This window comes from Nocardia speluncae NBRC 108251 (assembly GCF_001613245.1).
Taxonomy (GTDB): Bacteria; Actinomycetota; Actinomycetes; order Mycobacteriales; family Mycobacteriaceae; genus Nocardia; species Nocardia speluncae.
Genome location: NZ_BDBZ01000003.1, coordinates 73,370 through 97,120 on the forward strand (window position 1 = coordinate 73,370; position 23,751 = coordinate 97,120).

A 23,751-nucleotide genomic window follows, 5' to 3' on the forward strand; every position below is an offset into this window, starting at 1 on the left:
AGACAGACCCCGCGGCTCGCGGAGCTCGCCCCGAGCCACCCCGGAGACACACTGTCGCGCAGGAGACGACTTGCGGAAACCACTGGGCCGACCGGTCCGGCGATAGCCCACCGGCGCTCGGGTGCGCAGGATCACAGCCCGCCCGTACCTACCGGCGGTCGCCCTCGTGCAGGGAGGTCCTGATCTGTTCGAGGCGCTCGCGCGCCGCCTGTTCCCGTGCTTCCCACTGTTCTTCGACACCGCGCCCGGCCGCGGAGTTCCGATCGAGCTCCCGGTGGCCGAACGCTGTTCCGATCCGCCGCTGCACCTTGTCACGGACAGAGTCGAATGTCGGCATTCCAGCACCGGTATAACCGGCCGTAGCGGTGCCACTTCCGGCCAGGGTGCCGATACCTCCGGGCTGCGACACCGACCCCACCTCACCGCCGGTGGGAATCCCCGCCGGCGCGGGCGGCGCGATCACGGCCGGATCAGCGCGGCCGGTTTCCGATAGCAACCGGGTCGCGACCTCGTACAGAGAAGCCAGTTCTTCCCGGCCCGCCGTGGCGACGACCAGCACGGCCAGCAACTGCTCGTCGGGCAGGGCCGCCAACCGCGCGGCGAGCGCGCCCGGATCGCCTGCGTTCGGTTCACTCATGCGACCACCCTACGACTTCCGGCCCGCCCGTTCGGACGGACCGGAAGCCTGGTGCACAGTGAGCACAGCCGCGTGTTGCCCGGCGGCAGACCGCGCACGGCCGGAGCGTAGGTGGAGTTACCGCTCAGGAACGGATCACGGCGCCCACCGCGTCCGTGGCGGCGGCCACCGCGGCATCGCGGGCGGCACTGGCTTCGTCCTCGGTGAGAGTGCGGTCGGCGGCGCGGAACCGCAGCGCGTAGGTGAACGATTTACGGCCTTCACCGGCCTGCGCGCCCTCGTAGACATCGAACAACGCGATATCTTCGAGCAGTTCTCCGCCGCCGGACCGCAACGCCGTCTCGACCGCCGCCGCCGGAACTTCTGCCGGCACACTCACCGAAACATCCTGCAGCACAGCCGGGAACGGTGAAATGGCCGGCGCCGGCCGGGATTCGATCAGCGGCAGTGCATCCAGGTCGAGTTCCACGGCGCAGGTACGCGGCGGCAGACCCGACCGTTCCAGCACACCGGGATGCAATTCACCCGCATACCCGACGACCGTATCGCCGACCACGAGTTCGGCGCAGCGACCGGGATGCCAGGGCAGGTGCCTGCCGGGCCGCCGCTCGATCCGGACACCGGCGGCCTCGGCGATCACATCGGCGAGAGCGAAGGCATCGGCGGCCTCGGCGGCCCGGCCCGGCCCCCAGGGGCCGCGCGGTTCGCGGCGGCCGGTCAGGACCAGCGCCACATGTTGCGGCTGCGCGGGCAGCGAGTCCAGTAGTTCGGTGAGCTGCGCATCGGTGGGACGGCGGTCCACCGGCAGCGGTGCCACCGGTTTGGTCTCCGGACCCGGCAACACCACCTGCGCGATCCCGTAGAGCGCGAGATCGCGGGCGCCGCGCGAGATATTGCGGGTGGCGATCTCGAGCAGGCCCGGCAACAGGGTCGTCGCCAGTTCGGCGCGTTCGACGTCGAGCGGGTTCAGCACTCGGGTGGTCGTGCGGCGCGGATCATCGGCCGCCAGGCCCCAGGTGTCGAAAACACCTGCGGGCAGGAACACCGGCGGCGGCACCTCGACGCAGCCGGCGAAGGCCAGCGCGCGGCTCACCGCCCGGCGGCGCCGCTGCACCGCGGTCAGGCCGCGACCGGCCGGCGCCTGCGGCAGCACCAGCGGAATCTGCTCGAGACCCTCCAGCCGCAGGACCTCTTCCACCAGATCGGCGGGCTGGACCAGATCCGGCCGCCAGGACGGCGGGGTCACCACCAGCTGGCCGTGGCCGCTGCTCTCGTCCACGGCGACTTCCACATGGCAGCCGATCTGAGTGAGCCGCCGCGCGGAGGTCCCCGGGGGGTAGTGGACACCGGCCACCCGGTCGGGCAGATCGATATCGATCCGGATCGGGTCCACCGGATCGAGCTGGGTGCGGATATCGGTGAGTGTGGGTTCGACCGTGCCGCCGGCGATTTCGGCGAGCAGTGTCGCGGCGCGGTCCAGCGCGGCCAGATTCAGTTCCGGATCCACCACCCGCTCGTAGCGTTTACTCGCCTCGGACACCAGTTTGTGCCGGCGCGCGGTGCGGTAGATGAGCAGCGGATCCCAGGTGGCGGCCTCCAGCACCACATCGGTGGTGTCGGCGTTCACCTCGGTGGACGCCCCACCCATCACACCGGCCAGCGACACCACTCCGGTGCTGTCGGCGATCACCACGTCCTCGGCGTCGAGTTCGCGTTCGGCGTCGTCGAGGGTGCGCAGGGTTTCGCCGGTCCGGGCGCGCCGGACCACCAGGCCACCGCTGAGTTTCGCGGCGTCGAACGCATGCAGCGGCTGCCCCAGTTCGAGCATCACGTAATTGGTCACATCGACCGCGGGCGAGATCGGCCGCACACCGGACAGCAGCAGCCGCCGCTGCAACCACCACGGACTCACCGCCTGCGGGTCGATCCCGGTCACCCGGCGGACCCCGAACCGGGTGCAGCGCGATTCCGGTTCCACCCGCACCGGCCACGCCTCCGGTCCCTCGGGCAGGGTACGAACGGCAGGGTCGGCGTACTCGAGATCGAAACCGCAGGCCAGCTCCCGTGCCAGGCCACGCACCGAGAAACAGTAGCCGCGGTCGGGAGTGATATTCAGTTCGATCACGGTATCGCCGAGGCCGAGTAGATCGTTGGCGTCGGTACCGGGCTCGGCGGTACCGGGTTCCAGTACGAGGATCCCGGAGTGGTCCTTACCGATACCGAGCTCGGCGACCGAGCAGATCATGCCGTTGGAGGTGTGCCCGTAGGTTTTGCGCGAGGAGATGGCGAACCCGCCCGGCAGCACACCGCCCGGCAATACCACGACCACCAGATCGCCGACCGCGAAGTTGGTCGCTCCGCAGACGATCTCCTGGAGCTCGGGCGCCCCGATATCGACCTTGCAGAAACGGATGGGTTTCTTGAACTCGGTGAGTTCGGTGATCTCGGCCACCCGCCCGACCACCAGCGGATGCTCGATCTCGCCGCCCACCGGTTCGAGCCGGTCGACCTCTTCGACCTCGAGCCCGACCCGGACGAAACCGGCGTCGAGTTCCGCCGGTGTGACCTCCCAGCCGGGGACGGTGCGGCGGATCGTTTCGGTCAGCCAGGACTGCGCTACTCGCACTGTGGGTGTTCGCTCTCTCGCTCGGGAATCAGGACCGGATACCGAAGGGCAGGGTGAACCGCACATCCCCCTCGACGATGTCGCGCATATCGGGGATGCCGTTGCGGAATTGCAGCGTGCGTTCCAAGCCCATTCCGAACGCGAAACCGCTGTACTCGTCGGGATCGATACCGCTGGCGATCAGCACCTTGGGGTTGACCATCCCGCAGCCGCCCCATTCGACCCAGCCCGCGCCGCCCTTCTTGTCCGGGAACCACACATCCACCTCGGCGGACGGCTCGGTGAACGGGAAGTAGTTGGGCCGGATCCTGGTGGTGGTGTCCGGACCGAACAGCGCCCGCGCGAACGCGTCCAGCGTGCCGCGCAGATGCGCCATCGTCAGGCCCTTGTCGATGGCCAGACCTTCGATCTGGGAGAACACCGGTGTGTGGGTGGCGTCCAGTTCGTCGGTGCGGAAGGTCCGGCCCGGGCACACCACATAGATCGGCAGATCGCGTTCGAGCATCGAACGCACCTGTACCGGCGATGTATGGGTGCGCAGCACCTGTCGCGACCCGGCGGGCGCGATATGGAAGGTGTCCTGCATGGTGCGCGCGGGATGGTCCGGGAGGAAGTTCAGCGCATCGAAGTTGAAATGTTCGGTTTCCACCTCGGGGCCTTCGGCGATCTCCCAGCCCATCCCGACGAATACATCGGCGACCTGTTCGGAGATGACTGTGATCGGATGCCGGGCACCGACCGGCCCCCGGTTCGCCGGGAGGGTGACATCGATCGCCTCGGCCACCAGCACCGCCGCGTCGCGCTCGGCCACCAGCACCTGCTGACGCTCCTCGAACGCCCGCGAAACCCGTCCGCGCGCGACGTTGACCCGCTTGCCGGCGTCGGCCTTCTCGGTCTTCGGCAGGCTGCCCAGCGACCGCTGCGCCAGCGAGATCGGCGATTTACCACCCATATGCTCGGTTTTCGCGGCAGCGAGGGCGTCCAGGTCGGCGGCGGCCGCGAAGGCTTTTTCGGCGGCCGCGGCCGCTGCGGCCAGGGCTTCCTCGGTGAGCGCGGATTGCTGCCCGCCGGTCGCTGCGCCTGCGTCGGTGTCGTCGGCCACGGTCTACTCGTCTCTCCCCTAGGCTTCTGTGAGCGGACCCCGGTAGGCTCCGGCGCCCGTATTGCTGCTGGTGGAATCGTATTCGATGACCGGTGGCCGGTTCACGCCGATATCCCCCGGCGATCACTGCCCGAGTGCGACGACACCTCGAACCGGTAAAGTCCCTCACGATGACGAACGCCCCGACCCGCACCGAGACGCTCGCCGGACGTGCCCGCCAGCAGGCGATCTGGCTGCTACCGCTACTGGCGATGGCCGTGACATGGGTACTGATGTCGCGATCGGTCCATCCGTTCCGCGCGATCAGCGGCGAGTACATCGATCTCGAGGTGTACCGGCTGGGGGTCGAGGAGTGGCGTTCCGGCGGTGATCTCTACGGGCAGTTGCCGGAGACGGCCGCCGATATCAGCCTGCCGTTCATCTACCCGCCGTTCGCCGCGCTGGCGCTGGGGATCTATGCCCTGCTGCCGTGGGTGGCCGCGGTGGTCGCCTATCTCGCGGTTTCGGTGGGTGCGCTGGCGATCACGCTCTACCTGGTGGCCCGGCAGCTGTGGCCCACTCAGGACCAGCGCAAGCTCGCCCTGCTGGTGTGCGCGACGGCAACGCCGCTGGCGCTGCTGCTGGAACCCATCTGGTCGACGCTGGACTTCGGCCAGGTCAATCTGATCCTGATGGGCCTGGTGGCGGCCGATTGCCTGACCCGCGCCCCCCGCTGGCCGCGCGGCATGCTGCTGGGCCTTGCCGCCGCGATCAAACTCACTCCGGCCGCGTTCGTGTTGTTCTTCCTGATCCGCAAGGATTACAAGGCCGCAGCGACGGCCGCGGCGAGCGGTGCGGTGGCCACGGTGATCGGTTTCGCGGTCATGCCGGACGAATCGGTGCGGTACTGGTTCGGTGGGTTCGGCAATGTCGGCGGGCTGAGCGGGTCGGAGTATCAAACCAATCAGTCCGTTCAGGCTGTACTGGCCCGTTTCGGAATCACCGGCACACCGGCCACGGCGCTGTGGCTGCTGGCCGCCGCCGCCCTGGTCGCCCTGGCCGTGGTCGCCATCCGGCGGGCCGGGGCACCGCCGATGATCGCGCTCGCCGTGAACGCGGTGGTCGCGCTGCTCGTCTCACCGATCTCCTGGTCACACCACTGGGTGTGGGTGGCGCCGGCCCTGCTCGCGATGGCCGGTTTCGCGACCACGCTGCCGTGGCCGCGGGCCGGCGGCTGGTATGCCGCAGTGGTGGCCACCGCCGTGGTGTTCATCCTCGCCGAGCACAGCGCCCTGCCCGGCAACGACGGCCGAGAGCTGGACTGGTCGGTGTGGGAGCAGGTGATCGGCAACGGCTACGTCTGGTTCAGCGTGCTGCTCGTCGTGCTGTACGCCACCGCCGCCGGGCGCCGCTCGCACAGCCCACCCCTGCCCACCCCGACTGCTTCCGCCGACGGATCCCTGGTCACGGTCCACAAAGGCTGATCGGCCGCCGTTCCGGCGCATTGTCGCCGATACCCCGGCCGCGATCGTGGCCGCCGACGCGGAAGCCCACGCCGGCGACTCACCTGTCACGCCTTCATTCGGCCCGAATCCGCCCGGTGAGCAAGGTCGCGGCCATCACGAAGGTGGGGGAAGTAAGCACTTCGGCCATGTCGAACCCTAGTTGTAATCGACTGATACCTGTCGGCTACAGCGGTATGCATCGACTGATAACCTGTCACCGGCCCGAGCGACCCGAGGAGGACCATGCCGGAATCGAGCAGGACCAGGATGACCGCCGAAGAACGCGGCGCCCAGGTCTTGGACGCCGCGGTGGCCGCCTTCGCCGAAAGCGGCTATGCGGCCACCCGCACCGACGAGATCGCACGGCGCGCGGGCGTCTCCCAGCCCTATGTCATCCGCCTTTTCGGCTCCAAACAGCGCCTGTTCCTCGCCGCGGTGGGCCAGGTCTGCGACCGTATCGAGCAAGTTTTCACCGAAGCCGCCACGGCCGCCGGCCCGGGCGCACCCCTCGACGCGCTCTCCGAGGCCTACGACCGGTTCCTTGCCGACCGCAGCCTGCTGCTGGTCCTCCTGCACGCCTTCGCCGCGGCGGGCGACCCCGATATCGGCCCGGTCATCCGTGATCGCTATGGCCGCATCTACCACCTGATCCGCGAACTCGCCGGCGCTCCGGTCGCCGAAACCCGGCGCTTCCTCGCGACGGGCATGCTGCTCACCGTGCTCGCCGCGCTCCGGGTGACCGGACCGGAAGCCATCTCCGCCGACTGGGCCGAAGACATGCTGTCCGACCTCTACGAATTCGGTATGTGAAGCGGTCCGGGAAGCAGATATCGCGGCTCACCTGTCCGAACCTCTCGGATTTCGCTGCGGCACTGTGGAATTCCGAACGAATCCGGGTTGCGGGCAGCGGTCGCCGGTAGGCTCTGCTGCCATGGGGATATGGGTGAAGTCACCACAACTGGCCGCATCGGAAACAGTTACCTGGAAACGCTCGGCCAATCGAACGCAGTCGGCGAACCGAGCGGTCGGCGGAGGGCTGTATCTCACCGGTGAGCGTCTACTGTTCGAGCCCAACCATATCGATGCCTTGATCGGCGGCCGCTCGTGGTACAGCGCACTTTCCGATATCGCCGAAATCGGCACACAGGCGCCCACCGGAGGGAAGTTCAACGGCGGTATGCGCGCCCGGCTCCGGATCGAACTGCGCGACGGCACAACGGAATTGTTCGTCGTCAACGGCCTGGACCGGGTCGTCGAACTCCTGCGGAGCGCGGCAGCGGACAGTTCCCGCTGAGTCCACGACCTCGGCGTCGCCGACCGGCCCGCGCCGCCGCCACCGAGGTCTAGGTCTGCGATCCCGGAGCGTGCCGTACCCGGGAATTCGCATAGAGGCAGATTGCGGCGGCCGCAGCGATATTGAGGCTTTCGGCTCGACCGTGGATCGGGATCCGGACCCGGTGCCGCGCCCGCCGCGCCACCTCGGGGTCGAGGCCGTGCGCCTCGTTGCCGAACAGCCACGCCACCGGACCGGTGAACAGTTCCCCGGCGGCCTCGAGGTCGAGTTCGCCGTCGGCCGCGGTGGCCACGGTGGCGATACCTGCCGCTTCGATCCGGTCCAGCACCGAATATGTCTCACGATCACGCGCGATCGGCACATGGAACAGGCTGCCCGCACACGATCGGACACATTTCCCGTTGTGCGGGTCGACACTGTCACCGGCCAGCACCACCGCATCCGCCCCCACCGCGTCGGCCACCCGAATGAGTGTCCCCGCGTTACCCGGATCGGCCATGGCCACCGGCACCGCCAGTATCCGGGGCGTATCCGCGCCGGGCTCCGCCGGCAAGATCCGGTCGAGCGGCACATCCACCAGATCGCAGACGGCCACCAGACCGGGCGGTGTGACCGTCTCCCCCAGTGCCGCCGCGGCTCGATCGGTGACGAGCGTGGTCCGCGCACCGGCCGCCGCCGCACCGGCGATCAGCGCATGCTCACGGGTGGCACCGTCGGCCGAGTAGAAGAGTTCCCGCACTCGCCCGGTATCGAGCGCCGCCCCTACCGAGTTGGCACCTTCGGCGAGAAACCTCCCCGCCCGCTTACGCGCCGCACCGCGGTGCAGCTTCACTGCCGCGACCACCCGCGAGTTCCGTAGGTCTATCGGTTCTTGTCGGTCACCCACCAGGAGATCGTAGAACCCGCCCCGGACCGCCCCCCATTGCCGGGTCCGCCAGGAAGTCGCTGATGGCCGCCGCCATCGCGCGTGGAGCATCGTCGTGGACCCAGTGTCCGGCACCTGCGATATCGACGAGACGGGTACCCGGCCGCTGCGCGGCCATCCGCGTCGCAAGCCGCGCCGGCAGCATGCTGCTGTGTTCCCCGCGCAGGACCAGCGCCGGACATGCCGAGCCGAGCCAATCCGCCCACCAGTCACCGACGCCGCTGAGCTGCACCGCCATCATGTCTTCCCAGTCGAAGAGGAATCGGCACCGCCCATCCGCTGCCAGGACGGCGCTCTGCAGGAAATAGCTCGCATCCGGGATTCCCCGCGCCTGTAACGCGGCCGCCAGATCTGCCTCGGTCGGCGCCGCCGCAGGCCAGCCCCGCACCGGCAGCACGGGATCGGCGATCTCCGGCTGCCGCATCACCGGGCCGACATCCTCGATGATCAGCCCCGCAACGAGTTCCGGATGCCGCGCGGCGAGCTGATAGGCGGTGATTCCACCGCGGGAATGGCCGAGAACCACCACCGGTGCGAGCCGGAGCCGCTCCACCACCGCGGCAGCATCCGCGACGAAATCGTCGCAGGTGTAGCTTTCTCGCCGATCGGTACGACCGTGCCCACGCTGATCCAGTGCGATGATGCGGACCACACCGGCAAGCTCACGCGCCAGCCCGGCGAAAATCCGTCCCCGGCCGAATGTCCCGTGCAGAGCCAGCACCGGGATCCCGGAGCCGCCGAAATCCGTGTAGCAGACCCGCAGCCCGCTCGGCGCCGGCAACCACTGTTCACGCATCCCGCAAGGCTGCCAGTCGGCGCAGGCGGGAAGCGAATGAATTTCCCGTGGTTACGTGGCCGCCTCGTTCTCGACCAGCGCCGCAAGCTGAGCGGTGACCGTCCCCCACCCGTATTCGAAGCCGAGTTCCTGGTGCCGGGTGCGGGCGGCCGGATCACCGTGCCGGACCAGAACGTGGTAGTCCGTGCCCTCGGGATGATCGCGCAGGCTGATCTCGGCAGTCATCAGAATTTCCCCGGCCGCCGGGCGCAGCCCGCTGTCGAGCGCGGTGGTGAAGATGAGGCGTTCGTGCTCGTCGGCGATCAGGAAGCAGCCATCCAGGTGCGGAACGAAATCGGCACCTGGCTCGCTCATACTGGTCACGAAGGCCCCGGCCGGGCGGACTTCCAACCGCTCGACGCGGCACCGGGCAGGGGCCGGCAGCCACCATCGGGCCAAGCTGCCGGGATCGGTCCAGGCGTTCCACACCTGGGCACGCGGTGCGCGGATCACGCGGTGCAGCGTGAGATCGAGGTCAGGATTCATCGGTGGGCTCCGGAGGTTCGAGGAGGAATTGTTCGAGGCGGTCCGTGCGGCCTTCCCAGGTACGACGCTGTTCGGCAAGCCAGCCGTCGATCAACGCGAACCGTTGGCGGTCGAGCGTGCACCGGCGCACCCGCCCGGTCTTGACCGTCCGGATCAGTCCGCTGTCCTCGAGCACACGAATATGTTTCATGAACGACGGCAGGGTGATCGGCAGGTCACGGGACAGTTCGCCGACGCTGGCGGGCCCCGCGCCGAGTCGCTGGACCACCGCCCGCCGGGACGGGTCCGCCAGGGCGGCGAACACGCCGTCCAGCGACTCGTAATACTTAGCCATATGGCAAAGTATTACGCAGAACCATTGACGACGCAAGCATGGCGGCACCCCTCGAACAGCACAAAGGCCCCTTCCCGAAGGAAGGGGCCTTTTGTTCAGCCTGCCGGACAGTACGACCGGAACCGAACTACAACTCAGGCGGCCGGGGCGTTGACATCGGCCGGCAGCGCAGCCTTGGCGACGGCGACCAGGCCGGCGAACGCTTCGGCGTCGGAGACGGCCAGCTCGGCGAGGTTCTTGCGGTCGACCTCCACACCGGCGGCCTTCAGGCCCTGCACGAAGCGGTTGTAGGTGATGTCGTTGGCGCGGGCCGCGGCGTTGATACGCGCGATCCACAGCTTGCGGAAATCGCCCTTACGCGCCCGGCGGTCCCGGTAGGCGTAGGTGAGCGAATGCAGCTGCTGTTCCTTGGCCTTGCGGTACAGGCGCGAGCGCTGCCCACGGTAGCCCTTGGAGGCCTCGAGGATCGAACGGCGCTTCTTCTGAGCGTTGACGGCCCTTTTGACGCGTGCCACTGGTCAGTCCTAATCGATCTTGGGGGTGCTGCTCTAGCGCACCCGAGTGGGTCGGTTCATCGGCGTCCGGTCGCGTAGGCGGTACCGGACGGTATCTGCCCCGTGCGGGAAATCAGATACCCAGCAGCTTCTTCACCCGGCGCACGTCGGCGGGAGCGACGGCCTCCGTGCCTTCCAGGCGACGGGTCCGGCGGGAGGACTTGTACTCGAACAGGTGCCGGCGGTTGGCCTGCTGACGGCGCAGCTTGCCCTTACCGGTCACCTTGAAACGCTTCGAAGCGCCGCTGTGGCTCTTCATCTTCGGCATGGCAACCTCAATCTGTGTCGTGCCCGCGCAGGGGCGGACCAGGTGTACTGATCAGCGTTATTGCGGGCTCGACGCAATATCGCTGCGGCGTACGCCGCGGGTGCGGCGGTGCGCCGCAGTGTTCACGGCTACGCCGTTGTTATTGCGCGACCGGCCGACCGGAGCTCGGAGCCGCGCTGCCGGGCTGCGACCGGACCGAATCCTCCGCAGCCTTGGCCCGCGTCTTCGCACCCTTGTGCGGGGCGAGGACCATCGTCATGTTGCGGCCGTCCTGCTTGGCCGAGGTCTCGACGAAACCCAAATCCGCCACATCGGAGGCCAGCCGCTGCAGCAGCCGGAAACCGAGTTCGGGCCGGGACTGTTCGCGTCCCCGGAACATGATGGTGACCTTGACCTTCGACCCGGCTTCCAGGAAGCGCACGACATTGCGCTTCTTGGTCTCGTAGTCGTGATCGTCGATCTTGGGCCGCAGCTTCTGTTCCTTGATCACGGTCTGGACCTGGTTCTTCCGGGACTCGCGCGCTTTCTGCGCGGTCTCGTACTTGAACTTGCCGTAATCCATGATCTTGCAGACCGGTGGACGTGCGTCCGGCGCGACCTCTACGAGGTCCAGGTCTGCCTCCAGGGCGACGCGGAGTGCATCTTCAACACGCACGATCCCAACCTGTTCACCGCCGGGTCCGATGAGCCGGACCTCGGGAACACGGATGCGATCGTTGATGCGGGTCTCAGTGCTGATGGGGCCTCCTAGGTCTAGCGGTGTCATCCGACGACCGCTCGCAATGAACCCCTTGTTCAACACGAAAGCCCCGCCACGGTATTTCACCGCTGACGGGGCCCGATGTCGACCGATCCACGCAGGTGCGAAACCTGCGCCACACTCCCGGTTCATCCGGGACCGTGGTCCCGCCGCGAGGGGCGGGTGACCGGACCGTTTCACCAGGCGATCACTCGCCGGCAACGGTGGGAGTCGGGCTCCACTTGTCTGCCCCGGACAGGACCGGGGCGGTCGTCGCCGAAGAGCTTAGCAGTTCTGCGCCGGATGAACGAATCGCCCGGTCGGCACCCGGTTCGGAAACCGGTTGCCCTCCCCCTGCGGGCCTGCCAGGCTCGGCCCCCGTGAGCAACCGACGTGATCTACTCCGCTGGCAGTTCGATCTGATCTGGTCGTTGTCCCGGCTGCATTTCGACGCCCTGACCGACGACGATACCCACTGGGCACCTGCCGAGGTGATCTGGACGGTCCACCGCGGGGCCGACGGGAGATGGCGCCCGGATTTCGCAGAAACGGAGCCCGATCCGGTCCCCGTGACCACCATCGCCTGGCTGACCTGGCATATCGACTGGTGGTGGAGTTCGGCGATCGCGCACGCCGAGAAACGACCGGTGCCCGACCGCACCGAGGTCTACTGGCCGGGCGATACGGCGGCAGCACTCGCCCGGCTCGACGAACTGCGCGCGCAGTGGCTCCGAGTTCTCGACGGATGCGATGACACGGCGCTCGACCAGGCCGCCTCCTACCCGTGGCCGGCCGAAGCGGGGCTCACCGTCGGCCATCTGGCGGCTTGGGTCAATGTGGAACTGCTGAAGAACGCGGCCGAGATCGGCCAGTTGCGGATGCTGCGCGCGGCCGGACCAGCGGGCCGGTAGAAACGAGTCGCGGCGCACATCCGTTCCCGGCCCCGGCACGGGTACCGGTGCGGCGCGCTTAGGCTGAACGGCATGACCGAACAGCCCGAGGGCGATGTGCGTGAACTGGCCGAAATCCCCGCTGTGGAGGTGATCAGCCGGGCAGCGGTGATGCTGATGAGTTCGGCCGCGGAGAAGCTGGGGCTCAGCGACGACGATCCCGACAACAGTCCGCGCCGGGATATGGACGAGGCGCGGCGCGTCATCACCGCGCTGGCAGGTCTGATCACCGCATCGGTGGAGTACCTCGGACCGCACGCCGGTCCGCTACGGGAGGGCCTGCAATCGCTGCAGAAGGCCTTCCGGGAGAGTTCCGCCGTACCCGACGCTCCGGGGGCCGGGCCCGGCGAGAAGTACACCGGCCCGGTCCACTGACGGGCCGCATTCGCCACACTCTGCAGGCACGGGTAAAGGCCGGCTCCCCGGCGTCCGGGAGTCCCCGCCGACCTCGCGTCCCCGATACCCGGGTCCGGCGCTACCGGTCCTGCACACCGCGGCCGCGGACATCGCCGGCGACCCGATAGGCGAGGCGCAGCGGCGACAGCACCGATCGGGACCATCAGCGCAAGATCGCTAGGTTCTCCGGCCCGGAGCGGCGGGCCCGGGACCGAAACCGCCGGGACTCCGCCGCGTCGAGGCGCGCTGCGCTCAGCGCAGCGCGGCCGCCTTACGAGCCAGTCGTTTGGCCTTCTGCGCGTCCGGCGACTTCGCTGCCTTGTCGGAAGATGCCGCCGCCTCGGCCGTCTTCTTCGCCGGGGACGCCTTCTTCGCCGCGGACTTACGCGCCGGTGCGGTATCCGGTTTCACCGCACCGGTATCCGGCGCCGGACCCGTGGCAGCGGGCTGCGCCAGGATCTCCTTCAGGAACTCGCCCGTATAGCTGCCGCGCGTGGCGGCGATATCCTCGGGCGTTCCCTCACCGACCACTGTTCCGCCGCCGGACCCGCCCTCCGGACCCATATCGATCACCCAGTCCGCGGTTTTCACGACGTCCAGGTTGTGTTCGATGACGATCACGGTGTTGCCCTTGTCGACCAGGCCGTTGATCACCGCGAGCAGTTTGCGGATGTCCTCGAAATGTAGGCCGGTGGTGGGCTCGTCGAGGATGTAGACCGTGCGGCCGTTGGAGCGTTTCTGCAGTTCGGCCGCCAATTTCACGCGCTGTGCCTCACCACCGGACAGGGTGGTGGCGCTCTGGCCCAGGCGCACGTACCCCAGGCCCACGTCGACGAGGGTGGCCAGATAGCGGTGGATCGAGGTCACCGGTTCGAAGAACTCGGCGGCCTCCTCGATCGGCATATCCAGGACCTCGGCGATCGTTCTGCCCTTGTAGTGCACCTCGAGAGTTTCGCGGTTGTAGCGGGCACCCTGGCAGACCTCGCACGGCACGTACACATCCGGCAGGAAGTTCATCTCGATCTTGAGGGTGCCGTCACCGGAGCAGGCCTCGCAGCGGCCGCCCTTCACATTGAACGAGAACCGCCCCGGCTGATACCCGCGCACCTTGGCCTCGGTGGTGGCGGCGAACAGGGTGCGGATCTTGTCGAACACGCCGGTGTAGGTGGCCGGATTGGACCGCGGGGTGCGGCCGATCGGCGACTGGTCCACACGCACGAGCTTGTCCAGTTGATCCAGCCCGTTGACCCGGGTGTGCCGGCCCGGCACCTGGCGCGCGCCGTTCAGTTTGTTGGCCATCACGGTCGCCAGGATGTCGTTGACCAGTGTGGATTTACCGGATCCGGAGACCCCGGTGACGGCGGTGAGCACGCCCAGCGGGAACGCGACATCGATACCGCGCAGGTTGTTCTCGGTGGCGCCGACCACGGTGACACGCCGCTTCTTGTTCACCGGCCGCCGAATCATCGGGATCTCGATGCGCTCCCGGCCGGAGAGGTACGCGCCGGTGAGCGAGGCAGGATCGGCGAGCAGTTCCGAATAGGGTCCGCTGTGCACCACCTGACCGCCGTGTTCACCGGCGAAGGGGCCGATATCGACGACCCAGTCCGAGGCGCGGATGGTGTCCTCGTCGTGCTCGACCACGATCAGGGTGTTGCCCAGTTCCTTCAGCCTGGTCAGTGTTTCGATCAACCGGCGGTTGTCCCGCTGGTGCAACCCGATCGACGGTTCGTCCAGTACGTACAGCACCCCGACCAGACCGGACCCGATCTGGGTGGCGAGCCGGATCCGCTGCGCCTCCCCACCCGAGAGCGTGGCCGCGGCGCGGGACAGGGTCAGATAGTCAAGGCCCACATCGAGCAGGAACCCCAGCCGGGCCTGTACCTCCTTGAGGACCTGACCGGCGATGGCCGCCTGCCGCTCCCCCAAAGTCAGCGCGTTCAGGAACTGTGCGCAGTCGCGGATCGAGAGCTCACTGACCTCGGCGATGGATTTCCGTTGCGCGCCCGCGGAAAGCGTTACGGCCAAGATCGCCGGCCGCAGCCGCGCGCCGTTGCACACCGGGCACGGGACATCCCGCATATAGCCCTCGTAGTGCTCCTTCATCTGCTCGGACTCGGTATTGTCCAGCCGCCGCTGCAGGAACGGCATCACACCCTCGAAATCGGCGTAATAGGAGCGTTTCCGGCCGTACCGGTTGGTGTAGACGATATGGACCTGATCCGAACTGCCCTCCAGCACAGCCTTCCGCGCCCGCGCCGATAGCTCGCGCCACGGGGTATCCAGATCGAAGCCCTGGGCGGCGGCCAGCCCGGACAGCAGGCGCACGAAATACTCCGCGCTCTGCCCGCGCGACCACGGCGCGATCGCCCCCTCGGCCAGGCTCAGCTCCGGGTCGGGTACGACGAGTTCGGGGTCGACTTCTTTGCGGATACCGAGACCGGTGCAGTCGGGGCAGGCTCCGTAGGGCGAGTTGAAAGAGAACGACCGCGGTTCCAGATCCTCGATATCGAGGGCGTGGCCGTTCGGGCAGGCCAATTTCTCGGAGAAGCGGCGTTCGCGATCGTGGGCGTGTTCGTCGCGGTCCACGAAATCGAGGACGACGATCCCGTCGGCCAGGCGCAGCGCGGTCTCGATGGAATCGGTGAGCCGCTGTTTGGCCGCCGGTTTGACGGCGAGGCGGTCCACCACCACCTCGACATCGTGTTTCTCCTGTTTCTTCAGCTTCGGTGGATCGGTGAGCGGATACACCACCCCGTCCACCCGGACCCGGGCATAACCCTGCGAGTTCAGCTGGTCGAACAGGTCGACGAACTCACCTTTGCGGGTACGTACCACCGGTGCGAGCACCTGGAAGCGGACCCCGGGCTCCATGGCGAGCACCTGATCGACGATCTGCTGCGGGGTCTGCTTGGCGATGAGTTCGGAGCACACCGGGCAGTGCGGGACACCGGCGCGGGCATAGAGCAGACGTAGGTAGTCGTGTACCTCGGTGATGGTGCCGACGGTGGAGCGGGGGTTGCGGTTGGTGGATTTCTGGTCGATCGAGACCGCGGGTGAGAGGCCTTCGATGAAGTCCACATCGGGTTTGTCCATCTGGCCCAGGAACTGCCGGGCGTAGGCGGACAGCGATTCCACGTACCGGCGTTGCCCCTCGGCGAAAATCGTATCGAAGGCCAGGCTGGACTTCCCCGACCCCGACAGGCCGGTGAAGACGATCAGACTGTCGCGGGGCAGGTCGATGTCGACCCCTTTGAGGTTGTGCTCCCGCGCACCGCGGACAGTCAGGCGTTCCGCCACCAGGTGGGTCCCTTCTCGTATCTGCTTCGTCGTCGCGCCTCCAGGCGCGCCGGGATGTCGTTCCGCTGGAGCCCGCTGCCACCGGCCCGGTACGGGTGGCGGCGCGGAGGACGGCCACTACTATCCGGTCGTCTTTCGGCTCGGGCCGCGGATCGGCCCGCGGTGATGCTAGGACGGACCACCGACAAGTTTCGCCGAACGGCCGCGCCGCGCCGGATACGGTGCGACTCCGCGGACTGCACGGCGTATGCCGGCACACTGTCCGCGCGCTCCGGCAGGACGACGGGCGGGCCGGACAACTCCCATTCCAGGGTAGGTCAACCGGGCCTGTCGCCGGGGCGTGTCACCGATCACGCCGGGCCGGCGGGGCGCGCCGCCCGCACCGCTGCGTGGGCCCGCTCGACGCGTCTCATGGCACGAGCTGTGGCCGGTGACCGCACGGATCCCGATGATCGACATAAGATCGATGGTGAAGTCCGGTGTCTTGCACAGCATTTCCCTGCCCGGTCCCTGGTCACCCGGCGCACCGCGGGGAACACGGTGTGACGTGATCATCGGAGGCATGTTGCCCACGGGAAGAGTTCTCTGTGTGTGGATGCCGCAGCAGTGCCGTGTTTGAATGTCCGGGTCAACCGACGATGGGGGTTGGTATGGGAGATCGCAGGGCCTCCGCCGCCGAGCAACTCGCGCACCGGTACCGCTCCCTGGTCGAACACTCCCCGGACGGAATCTTCGTCCACGAACGCGGCATCGTGGTCTATGCGAACCCGGCGTGCCTGCGGCTCCTCGGCGCGAAGAATCTCGCCGAGGTCCTGGGGCAGCGCATCGCCCGTTTCATCCACCCGGACTCCCGCGAGCCCATGTACGAGCGGCTCGCCGGCCTCACCGCGGCCGGGGTCGCCACCGAACCCACCGAAATGACTCTGCTGGCGCTGGACGGCCGCGAGGTTCCGGCGGAAACGGTCTCCGTGCTCACCGCCTGGCACGATCGCCTGGCCTACCAGGTGGTCCTGCACGACCTGTCCGCGCAGCGCCGCGCCGAACGCGCCCAGCGCCGCGCCGAACAGCACTTCACCACGGTGGTGGCGCAGCTCGAGGAGGGGGTGGCCGTCATCTACCAGGACGGCATCATCGGCTCCGCGAATCCGGCGGCCCGGCGCATTCTCGGCATCGACGAACAGATGCCGGTAGTCGGCACCAGGATCGCCCAGCTGCCGGTGGAGTGGCTCGACGCCAACGGCGCACCGTTACCCCCCGCTCGGCATCCGGTCGCCCGGACCCTCGCGACCGGCGAAATGGTCACCGCCTTCGTCTTCGCGATCGGACGGCCGGACGGCCGGCGCCGCTGGCTCAGTGTTTCGAGCCGCCTGCTGGCCTCCGACGAGCCCGGTGCGGCGGCGGTCTGCTCGTTCACCGATATCACCGAGTACCTGGCCGGCCGCCGCCAGCTCGAATACCAGGCCACCCACGACCCGCTCACCGGCCTGGCCAACCGCTCGCTGATCCTGTCGCAGCTGTCGGGGGCGCTGGCCGCCAGCGGGGCGCACCGCCGGGTGTCCACTGTGATGTTCATCGATCTGGACGGCTTCAAATCGATCAACGACACCATGGGTCACGCCATCGGCGATACGGTGCTGCGGATCGTGGCCCACCGGTTGCTGCGCGCGCTGCGTGCCGAGGACCTCGTAGGCCGGCTCGGCGGCGACGAATTCCTCGTCCTGCTGGCCGGGCGCCCGGGTGACGAAGAGCTCGAACCGCTGGTGCAGCGCCTGCGTGCGGCCATGGCCGAACCGATCGTCGCGCGCGGGCACCGGATCGCGGTCAATGCCTCCATCGGGGTCACCGCGCTCGAACCGGGCGATACCCGCACCCCGGAAGCGGTACTGCACGACGCCGATATCGCGATGTACGAGGCCAAACCACCGGGCCACCGCGACGCCACCGGTGGGCGCGGGCTCCGCAGCGACAACAGCAACGTCTCCTGAAAACAGGCCACCGACCTGGGGAAAACGCTATGTCCCCGGAGCCCGCAGTAGACTCGACAACTCTGTGCATGCCCGACCGCAACGCATGCGCACCCCAGTTTCGTGTCCGCCGAGCTTGTCCCGCCGTGGGTGAGAAGGAGCCAGAACTTGCCCGACAACCGCACCCAGGAACGTATAGGCGCCCTGGACTCCACCGAGTCACCGCCGCCGGATGCGGCGACCCGCGATATCGATCAGGAGCAGGCGCACCTGTCGGTGCTGTACGACCGGCTGGACGAGATGCGCGCCTACGCCGACCAGCGGCTGCGCACAGTGCTGCTGGAGACCGGCGGCACCCCGCAGGCGCGCACCGAACGAGAATCGTTCAGCCAGCTCTACACCGAGGATCTGGCCAAATACGACGCCGCCGAGCACGGCCTGTGCTTCGGCCGGATCGATATCACCGACGGCGACGAAGGTCCCGAACAACGCTATATCGGCCGCCTCGGCATCCTCGACGAGGACAACGACTACGAAACCCTGCTCCTGGACTGGCGCGCTCCGCTGGCCCGGCCGTTCTACCTGGCCACCACCGCCGCCCCCGACGGGGTGGCCCGCCGGCGTCATATCCGCTCCCGCAACCGCCGGGTGACCGCGGTCAACGACGAGTATCTCGATCTCGACGCCGCCCGCCGCGCCGGCGCCACGGCCTCCGACGGCGGGGTCGGCAGTGAGAGCGCGCTGCTCGCGGCCCTGAACGCGGCGCGCACCGGGCATATGTCCGACATCGTGGAAACCATCCAGACCGAACAGGACGCGATCATTCGCGCCGAGCACAAGAGCGTTCTGGTGGTCCAGGGCGGGCCGGGGACCGGTAAGACCGCGGTCGCGCTGCACCGTGCCGCATACCTGCTCTATACCTATCGCCAGCAGCTGGCGAAGAGCGGTGTGCTGATCATCGGCCCCAATGCCACCTTCCTCGACTACATCGGCCAGGTTCTGCCGTCCCTCGGTGAGACCGGGGTACTGCTGTCCACCATCGGCGATCTGTATCCGGGTGTGAAGGCGACCCTGGAAGATACGCTGCGGGCCGGTGAGCTCAAGGGATCGCTGCAGGTTCTGGACGTTCTGAAGAACGCTGTCCGCGACCGTCAGGAGGTGCCCCGCGAACCCATCACCCTGACCTTCGACGGCTATCCGGTGACCCTGGACCGCAAGATCGTGACCCGGGCCCGAGGCCGGGCCCGCTCCTCGCGCCGCCCCCACAATCTGGCCCGGCCGATCTTCGTATCGATGGTGATCGAAGCGCTCACCGACCAGTTGGCGCAGACCATGGGCGCCGACCCCCTGGGTGGTGGCCGCAGCCTGCTCAGCGCCGCCGATCTCAGCGAGATCAGCGATGAACTGCGCGCCGATGCCACGGTCACCCGGGTGCTGACCGAACTGTGGCCGCTCCTCACCCCGCAGCAGGTCCTCGGCGACCTTCTCGCCGACCCCGGGCGGCTCGACCGGGCCGCCGGCAAAATCCTCGACCCGGCCGACCGCGCCGAACTCCTGCGCACCGGAACAGGCGAGTTCAGTGCCGCCGACGCGCCACTGCTGGACGAGCTGGCCGAACTCCTGGGCACCGACGACGCGGAGGAACGTGAACGCGCACGGCGGCGCTGGCGCGCCCAGCTGGCCGAGGCGCAGGACGCCCTGGACATCCTGACGGGTTCGGCCCCGCAGGACCTCGAGGACGAACTCGACCCGGAAATCCTGATGGCCTACGACCTGATCGATGCGAGCCAGCTCGCCGAGCGCCAGCAGGTCCGCAACCGGCAGACCACTGCCGAACGCGCGGCAGGCGACCGCAGCTGGACCTACGGGCATGTGATCGTGGACGAGGCGCAGGAACTGTCGGAAATGGCCTGGCGCATGGTGATGCGCCGGATCCCGAACCGGTGGGTCACCGTGGTGGGGGATATCGCGCAGACCGGCGACCCGGCGGGTGCGCATTCGTGGGCGCAGATGCTGGAACCGTATGTGGCCAAACGCTGGAAACGGACCGAGCTCACGGTGAACTACCGAACACCGGCCGAGATCATGGCGATCGCGGCGGATGTACTGTCCGCCATAGACCCCACCGCCCAGATGCCGCGCTCTGTCCGGGAGACGGGTCGCGCACCGCGGGCGCATCGGGTGGCCGCGGCGGAGATCGCAGACACTCTGGCCGGCCTGCTCGCCGAGCAGCAGGGGCCGGGTACCACGGCAGTACTGGCCCCGGCCGCGAACATCGGCGAGCTCGCCCATCTGGCCGGCGAATCGGTACGGGTACTCACGGTGACCGAGGCCAAGGGCCTGGAATTCGATGCGGTGTATCTGGTGGAACCGAGCGCGGTGATCGCTGATTCACCACGCGGCCGCAATGATCTGTACGTCGCCTTGACTCGCGCGACCCAGCAGCTCACCGTGGTGCACAGCACCGATCTCCCACCCGAGCTGCACCGCCTCGCACGCTGATCCGGGTCCCCGGCCGATCGGGTTCGGCCGTGCCGGGCCGGGTACTCGGCCGGCCGGCCCCGATATGCGAACGCCCCGCCCGGAGGATGTTCCGGGCGGGGCGAATCGCGACCGATGCGCGGCTCAGCGCACCGTATGCACGATCAGGACATCGGATTTCGATTTACGCGCCACATCGGATGGCACCGAACCCAGCAACCGCCCGGCCAGCGTGTTCAGGCCCCGATTGCCGACCACGAGCAGATCGGCCTGCGTTTCCTTGACCAGGTCCAGCAGGGATTCGACCGGTTCGCCGACGATCGGCTTCTCGACGATCTCCTTGGCACCCGCCGCCACGGCCCGATCCCGCGCGGTACGCAGGATCTCGTTGGTGGGCGCCGAACCACGAACCTGGTACGCCTCGTCCTTGAGCATATCGCTCGCGGCGGCGACGTCACGGTCGTCGGTCGGGTAGTAGGCGCAGGCCAGGATCAGTGTCGAACCCGCGGCTCCCGCCAATGCGGCGGCCTTTTCCACGGCGACATACGACGAGTCCGAGCCGTCGGTACCGACGACAATGGTCCGGTAGGCGGTCATTCTCTCCTCCAACTGTGCGGGGTATAAACGCGGCTGCGCCGAACGCTGCCGGAAAGTCGGCAACGGCGCAGCGACTGCGTAGACCATAGCCGTATCCGAGGCCCGAGTAACCTGATTCGTTCGACATCACAGTGCGTCGTAGCGGCATCAGCGTTTCACATTTCCGCTCCCCGGAGCGGCGGCGGCCGCGTCTACCTGGATGTTCCCGCCACCACACGGTCGAACATGTGACAGGTCACAAGAAGAGCGAACACCATTGGCGCCGTGGGATTTTCCTCACAGCCCGTCCGGCGCAACCGGCACCGGACGACCGAATTACCGAATACGGACCTCTACTAGAACAGTGGACCGGTAATCGTCAGCCCCAATTCCTCGGTGTGCGCGAAAAAACCGAACAGCATCACGAGGGCACCCGCGAGGGCGAGATCCTTGTTGAACTGAATGGTCTCCGACTGCGTTGCCTCCGGATCGGTTTCCTTCCAGAAACTGTGCATCATGATCATCGTGGGCACGATCATCACCAGCAACAGCAACGCTCCCAAGTCCGCCCAGATACCCAGCAGAATGCTGATACTCCCGAGCAACATGAGCGCACCCGAGACCCGCACCGCCATCTCCGGCATGGGCACCCCCTTGGCCTGCGCGTAGCCGGCCATGGCTTTCGTCTGGGTGAAATGCCCCAGCGCCGAGCTCAGAAACAGGATGACGAACATCACCCGGCCGATCAATACCACGACATCCATGTGCAGCTCCTCGCTTTCGCCGACGGGTACCGCTTACATGTCGAATCCGGAATTCGATTATGAGGCAGGCAGCACCTTGGAAGTCACCTCATCGCGTGAGCGTAACGAATTCTTGGCATATTCCAGCGGCGCCATTCCGACCTCCGCGGTGAACTCGCGGGTGAAATGCGCCTGATCGAAATATCCGAGGTCGGCGGCGAGCGCGGCGAGATCGGCGATGCGGCCGCGGGCCAGTAGATCCGCGCCGTCCTGGAGCCGGTACCGGCGCAACACCCATTTCGGCCCCGCACCGATATACCGGCGGAACAGCCGCTGCAAGGTCCGCGCCGAAATACCGAACCGCTCGGTGACCTGATCGACCCGGGTGAGTTCCGGATCCTGCGCCATCGCCGCCGCGATCCGCAGCACGAGCCGGTAGGTCGGATCGTCGCGCCGCGTGCGGGTGCGCAGATAACCCTCTACCAACCGGCGCCGCTCGGCATCGGCGGGCGCGGCCAGCACCCGATCGGCAAGATCACCGATATCGGGCAGTACCTCGGCCGCGGGCACGGCCCGGTCCCGCAGCCCCCCGACATCGAGACCGGTGAACGCCCCGAACCCACCGGGCCGGAACCGCACCCCGAAGGTCTCCCCGCGACCGGCGAGCTCCCGAACGTATTTCCGGGTACACACACCGTTGACGAATCCCCCGAAACGATCGCCGTCCCGTTCGAAGGTGAGATGCACACACGGAAACGGAAGCACCTCGGCGAAGTAGGGCACGCGCCCGCGCAAATCCCAGCGCACGGCCCAATACCACTCGACGTACTCGTCCACCGCCGGGCCGACCGCCAACCGTTCGAGCGTGCGATAGCGCTCCTGCTCATGAGGATGCAGAATCGCCTTCCGGTCGTCCGCCCCGGGCGCCGCGCGCACAGCGGGTTCCGGGCCGCTCACGACGCGGTCCTCGCACGCCCTCGCCCAGGAGCGGCCGGGCGCCACCCGGCCGGCATGCCCGCCCGCGGTGAGCAGGGTGCCGGCGCACAGGGGCCTGTAGTACTGGAGTGCGGTGGGCCAGGCGCCGCCGGGCCGGGGGCGCCCGGACCCGGGGCGGCCGCGCCCGACCTCCGTGCCGGGCCGAAGCCGCAGTGCGGCGATTCCGTACGGATGCCGCCTCTCGCGATGGGGGTCGTGGCCGGGCCCTGGCGAAGCAGGTTGTGGTGACGGCACCGGAAACATCGGGCACGCTGCACCTCTGTCCCCGGCACCGGCCGGCACCGGGGCACCGGGTCCATGGGTTCGCCCTCATGGGCGCACGTGGCCGGGGTCGCGGCGGCGCGGAGTGTCGCGGACAGGCTCGAGTGCTGGGGCCGGCGCCGAAGGTAGGCGGGCAACCGCAGGATATCCCGGTTGTCGTGGACAGCGTCCCCACCGCAGACACCGGGCGCGACCTCTCCATATGCCGCCGGCACCGTGCCCGCGGCATATCCGCTGCACCGGCTCGGCAAGGCTCCACCCCCCGCTTCGGTGAGCTGTCGCTTTCTTACAAGAACCCCTCGGCGCACCCCGGCAGACTCGAACTCATGAGCGAAACAGTGAATCCGATTCCCGAGGGCTACCACTCGATTACCGTGTTCATCGCGGTCCCCGACGGGAATGCCGCCATCGACTTCTACCGCACCGTCTTCGGTGCCGAGGTGATCTCCCGCAACGATATGCCCGACGGGCAGCCGGCCCATGCCGAACTGAAGATCGGCGATTCCACGATCCAGCTGGGTATGCCGGTTCCGGAGCAGAATGTGCTGGCCCCCACCGGTGAATGGGTGCACACCTCGCTGGTGCACTACTGCCCGGATGTCGATGCCGTGATCGCCCGCGCCCGCGACCACGGCGCGAAGGTCGCCGAAGATCCGGCCACCTTCGTCACCGGCGACCGCTATGGGGCCCTGCTGGACCCGTTCGGCCACCGCTGGGTGGTGATGACCCGCGTGGAAGATGTCTCCCGCGAGGAGGCCGAGCGCCGGATCGACGAATGGATGGCCACCCAGGGCTGACCG

Annotated in this window: 22 protein-coding genes; 8 read left to right on the forward strand and 14 right to left on the reverse strand. The window is 68.0% G+C overall.

Features of this window, described 5'->3' with window-relative positions; translation table 11 throughout:
• Positions 1–148 precede the first annotated feature (148 nt).
• From NS6_RS07110 to pheS, 3 genes are all read right to left on the reverse strand, one after another.
• A complete protein-coding gene (locus NS6_RS07110; RefSeq protein ID WP_068038368.1) occupies positions 149–637 on the reverse strand; it encodes a hypothetical protein in 489 nt (162 codons plus the stop codon).
• Between the two features lie 124 nt (positions 638–761).
• Positions 762–3,263 carry a phenylalanine--tRNA ligase subunit beta gene (gene pheT, locus NS6_RS07115; protein WP_068038371.1) on the reverse strand — a complete coding sequence of 834 codons (2,502 nt, stop codon included), beginning with the start codon at positions 3,261–3,263 and terminating at the stop codon, positions 762–764.
• 28 nt (positions 3,264–3,291) lie between these two features.
• Positions 3,292–4,365 (reverse strand): phenylalanine--tRNA ligase subunit alpha, encoded by a 1,074-nt coding sequence (gene pheS / locus NS6_RS07120; RefSeq protein WP_068038373.1) that lies wholly within the window; start codon positions 4,363–4,365, stop codon positions 3,292–3,294.
• 170 nt (positions 4,366–4,535) lie between these two features.
• Between pheS and NS6_RS07125 the strand changes: the two genes are divergently transcribed.
• The 3 genes from NS6_RS07125 to NS6_RS07135 all read left to right on the forward strand — a co-directional run bounded on the left by NS6_RS07125 (position 4,536) and on the right by NS6_RS07135 (position 7,143).
• Complete coding sequence (locus tag NS6_RS07125; RefSeq protein ID WP_084470795.1) at positions 4,536–5,828, forward strand: glycosyltransferase 87 family protein; 1,293 nt, start codon at positions 4,536–4,538, stop codon at positions 5,826–5,828.
• A gap of 288 nt (positions 5,829–6,116) precedes the next feature.
• Positions 6,117–6,659, forward strand: coding sequence for a TetR/AcrR family transcriptional regulator (locus tag NS6_RS07130; RefSeq protein WP_245669170.1), 543 nt, complete (start codon positions 6,117–6,119; stop codon positions 6,657–6,659).
• Positions 6,660–6,792: 133 nt separating this feature from the next.
• Entirely contained in the window at positions 6,793–7,143 is a 351-nt protein-coding gene (locus NS6_RS07135; protein ID WP_157112647.1) for a hypothetical protein, read from the forward strand.
• Between the two features lie 49 nt (positions 7,144–7,192).
• Here the strand turns inward: NS6_RS07135 and NS6_RS07140 are convergent, their stop codons facing one another.
• The 7 genes from NS6_RS07140 to infC all read right to left on the reverse strand — a co-directional run bounded on the left by NS6_RS07140 (position 7,193) and on the right by infC (position 11,311).
• Complete coding sequence (locus tag NS6_RS07140; RefSeq protein WP_068038381.1) at positions 7,193–8,029, reverse strand: TrmH family RNA methyltransferase; 837 nt, start codon at positions 8,027–8,029, stop codon at positions 7,193–7,195.
• The gene (locus NS6_RS07145; RefSeq protein WP_068038383.1) at positions 8,022–8,864 is read right to left on the reverse strand and encodes an alpha/beta fold hydrolase; all 843 of its coding nucleotides are present in this window, start codon (positions 8,862–8,864) and stop codon (positions 8,022–8,024) included. The genes NS6_RS07140 and NS6_RS07145 overlap by 8 nt, the downstream gene beginning before the upstream one ends.
• Before the next feature lie 51 nt (positions 8,865–8,915).
• Positions 8,916–9,389: an SRPBCC domain-containing protein gene (locus tag NS6_RS07150; RefSeq protein ID WP_068038386.1), complete on the reverse strand. Its 474-nt coding sequence runs from the start codon at positions 9,387–9,389 to the stop codon at positions 8,916–8,918.
• Positions 9,379–9,723 carry an ArsR/SmtB family transcription factor gene (locus NS6_RS07155; protein ID WP_068038389.1) on the reverse strand — a complete coding sequence of 115 codons (345 nt, stop codon included), beginning with the start codon at positions 9,721–9,723 and terminating at the stop codon, positions 9,379–9,381. Before NS6_RS07155 ends, NS6_RS07150 begins: the two co-directional genes overlap by 11 nt.
• Before the next feature lie 134 nt (positions 9,724–9,857).
• Positions 9,858–10,238 (reverse strand): 50S ribosomal protein L20, encoded by a 381-nt coding sequence (rplT, locus tag NS6_RS07160; RefSeq protein WP_033245214.1) that lies wholly within the window; start codon positions 10,236–10,238, stop codon positions 9,858–9,860.
• Between the two features lie 112 nt (positions 10,239–10,350).
• Complete coding sequence (gene rpmI / locus NS6_RS07165) at positions 10,351–10,545, reverse strand: 50S ribosomal protein L35 (RefSeq protein WP_033245213.1); 195 nt, start codon at positions 10,543–10,545, stop codon at positions 10,351–10,353.
• Between the two features lie 139 nt (positions 10,546–10,684).
• Positions 10,685–11,311 (reverse strand): translation initiation factor IF-3, encoded by a 627-nt coding sequence (gene infC / locus NS6_RS07170; protein WP_068038473.1) that lies wholly within the window; start codon positions 11,309–11,311, stop codon positions 10,685–10,687.
• 353 nt (positions 11,312–11,664) lie between these two features.
• Between infC and NS6_RS07175 the strand changes: the two genes are divergently transcribed.
• Together NS6_RS07175 and NS6_RS07180 are read left to right on the forward strand one after the other, a co-directional pair.
• On the forward strand, positions 11,665–12,195 hold the full coding sequence (locus tag NS6_RS07175) for a DinB family protein (protein ID WP_068038392.1): 531 nt from the start codon (positions 11,665–11,667) through the stop codon (positions 12,193–12,195).
• Between the two features lie 72 nt (positions 12,196–12,267).
• Entirely contained in the window at positions 12,268–12,609 is a 342-nt protein-coding gene (locus NS6_RS07180; protein WP_068038395.1) for a DUF1844 domain-containing protein, read from the forward strand.
• Positions 12,610–12,882: 273 nt separating this feature from the next.
• Here NS6_RS07180 and uvrA read toward each other — a convergent pair whose 3' ends face one another.
• Complete coding sequence (uvrA, locus tag NS6_RS07185; protein WP_068038398.1) at positions 12,883–15,930, reverse strand: excinuclease ABC subunit UvrA; 3,048 nt, start codon at positions 15,928–15,930, stop codon at positions 12,883–12,885.
• A gap of 650 nt (positions 15,931–16,580) precedes the next feature.
• Between uvrA and NS6_RS07190 the strand changes: the two genes are divergently transcribed.
• Positions 16,581–17,915 (forward strand): sensor domain-containing diguanylate cyclase, encoded by a 1,335-nt coding sequence (locus tag NS6_RS07190; protein WP_068038401.1) that lies wholly within the window; start codon positions 16,581–16,583, stop codon positions 17,913–17,915.
• A 147-nt stretch (positions 17,916–18,062) separates the two neighbouring features.
• Positions 18,063–20,396: a HelD family protein gene (locus tag NS6_RS07195; protein WP_084470797.1), complete on the forward strand. Its 2,334-nt coding sequence runs from the start codon at positions 18,063–18,065 to the stop codon at positions 20,394–20,396.
• Between the two features lie 123 nt (positions 20,397–20,519).
• On the opposite strand, the gene NS6_RS07200 is transcribed toward NS6_RS07195, so the two are convergent.
• The 3 genes from NS6_RS07200 to NS6_RS07210 form a co-directional block, all read right to left on the reverse strand.
• The gene (locus tag NS6_RS07200) at positions 20,520–20,972 is read right to left on the reverse strand and encodes a universal stress protein (RefSeq protein WP_068038478.1); all 453 of its coding nucleotides are present in this window, start codon (positions 20,970–20,972) and stop codon (positions 20,520–20,522) included.
• Positions 20,973–21,307: 335 nt separating this feature from the next.
• Positions 21,308–21,715 carry a DoxX family protein gene (locus NS6_RS07205; protein ID WP_068038403.1) on the reverse strand — a complete coding sequence of 136 codons (408 nt, stop codon included), beginning with the start codon at positions 21,713–21,715 and terminating at the stop codon, positions 21,308–21,310.
• Positions 21,716–21,772: 57 nt separating this feature from the next.
• On the reverse strand, positions 21,773–22,651 hold the full coding sequence (locus NS6_RS07210) for a helix-turn-helix domain-containing protein (protein WP_245669171.1): 879 nt from the start codon (positions 22,649–22,651) through the stop codon (positions 21,773–21,775).
• Between the two features lie 626 nt (positions 22,652–23,277).
• Between NS6_RS07210 and NS6_RS07215 the strand changes: the two genes are divergently transcribed.
• Entirely contained in the window at positions 23,278–23,748 is a 471-nt protein-coding gene (locus tag NS6_RS07215) for a VOC family protein (RefSeq protein ID WP_068038407.1), read from the forward strand.
• The last annotated feature ends 3 nt before the right edge of the window (positions 23,749–23,751 follow it).

Coding starts and splice junctions, on each gene's coding strand:
- NS6_RS07110 (WP_068038368.1), bottom strand. CDS start 637: ATGAGTGAACCGAACGCAGGCGATCCGGGCGCGCTCGCCGCGCGGTTG.
- NS6_RS07125 (WP_084470795.1), top strand. CDS start 4,536: ATGACGAACGCCCCGACCCGCACCGAGACGCTCGCCGGACGTGCCCGC.
- NS6_RS07130 (WP_245669170.1), top strand. CDS start 6,117: ATGACCGCCGAAGAACGCGGCGCCCAGGTCTTGGACGCCGCGGTGGCC.
- NS6_RS07145 (WP_068038383.1), bottom strand. CDS start 8,864: ATGCGTGAACAGTGGTTGCCGGCGCCGAGCGGGCTGCGGGTCTGCTAC.
- NS6_RS07150 (WP_068038386.1), bottom strand. CDS start 9,389: ATGAATCCTGACCTCGATCTCACGCTGCACCGCGTGATCCGCGCACCG.
- NS6_RS07155 (WP_068038389.1), bottom strand. CDS start 9,723: ATGGCTAAGTATTACGAGTCGCTGGACGGCGTGTTCGCCGCCCTGGCG.
- rpmI (WP_033245213.1), bottom strand. CDS start 10,545: ATGCCGAAGATGAAGAGCCACAGCGGCGCTTCGAAGCGTTTCAAGGTG.
- infC (WP_068038473.1), bottom strand. CDS start 11,311: ATGACACCGCTAGACCTAGGAGGCCCCATCAGCACTGAGACCCGCATC.
- NS6_RS07180 (WP_068038395.1), top strand. CDS start 12,268: ATGACCGAACAGCCCGAGGGCGATGTGCGTGAACTGGCCGAAATCCCC.
- NS6_RS07190 (WP_068038401.1), top strand. CDS start 16,581: ATGGGAGATCGCAGGGCCTCCGCCGCCGAGCAACTCGCGCACCGGTAC.
- NS6_RS07200 (WP_068038478.1), bottom strand. CDS start 20,972: ATGACCGCCTACCGGACCATTGTCGTCGGTACCGACGGCTCGGACTCG.
- NS6_RS07205 (WP_068038403.1), bottom strand. CDS start 21,715: ATGGATGTCGTGGTATTGATCGGCCGGGTGATGTTCGTCATCCTGTTT.
- NS6_RS07215 (WP_068038407.1), top strand. CDS start 23,278: ATGAGCGAAACAGTGAATCCGATTCCCGAGGGCTACCACTCGATTACC.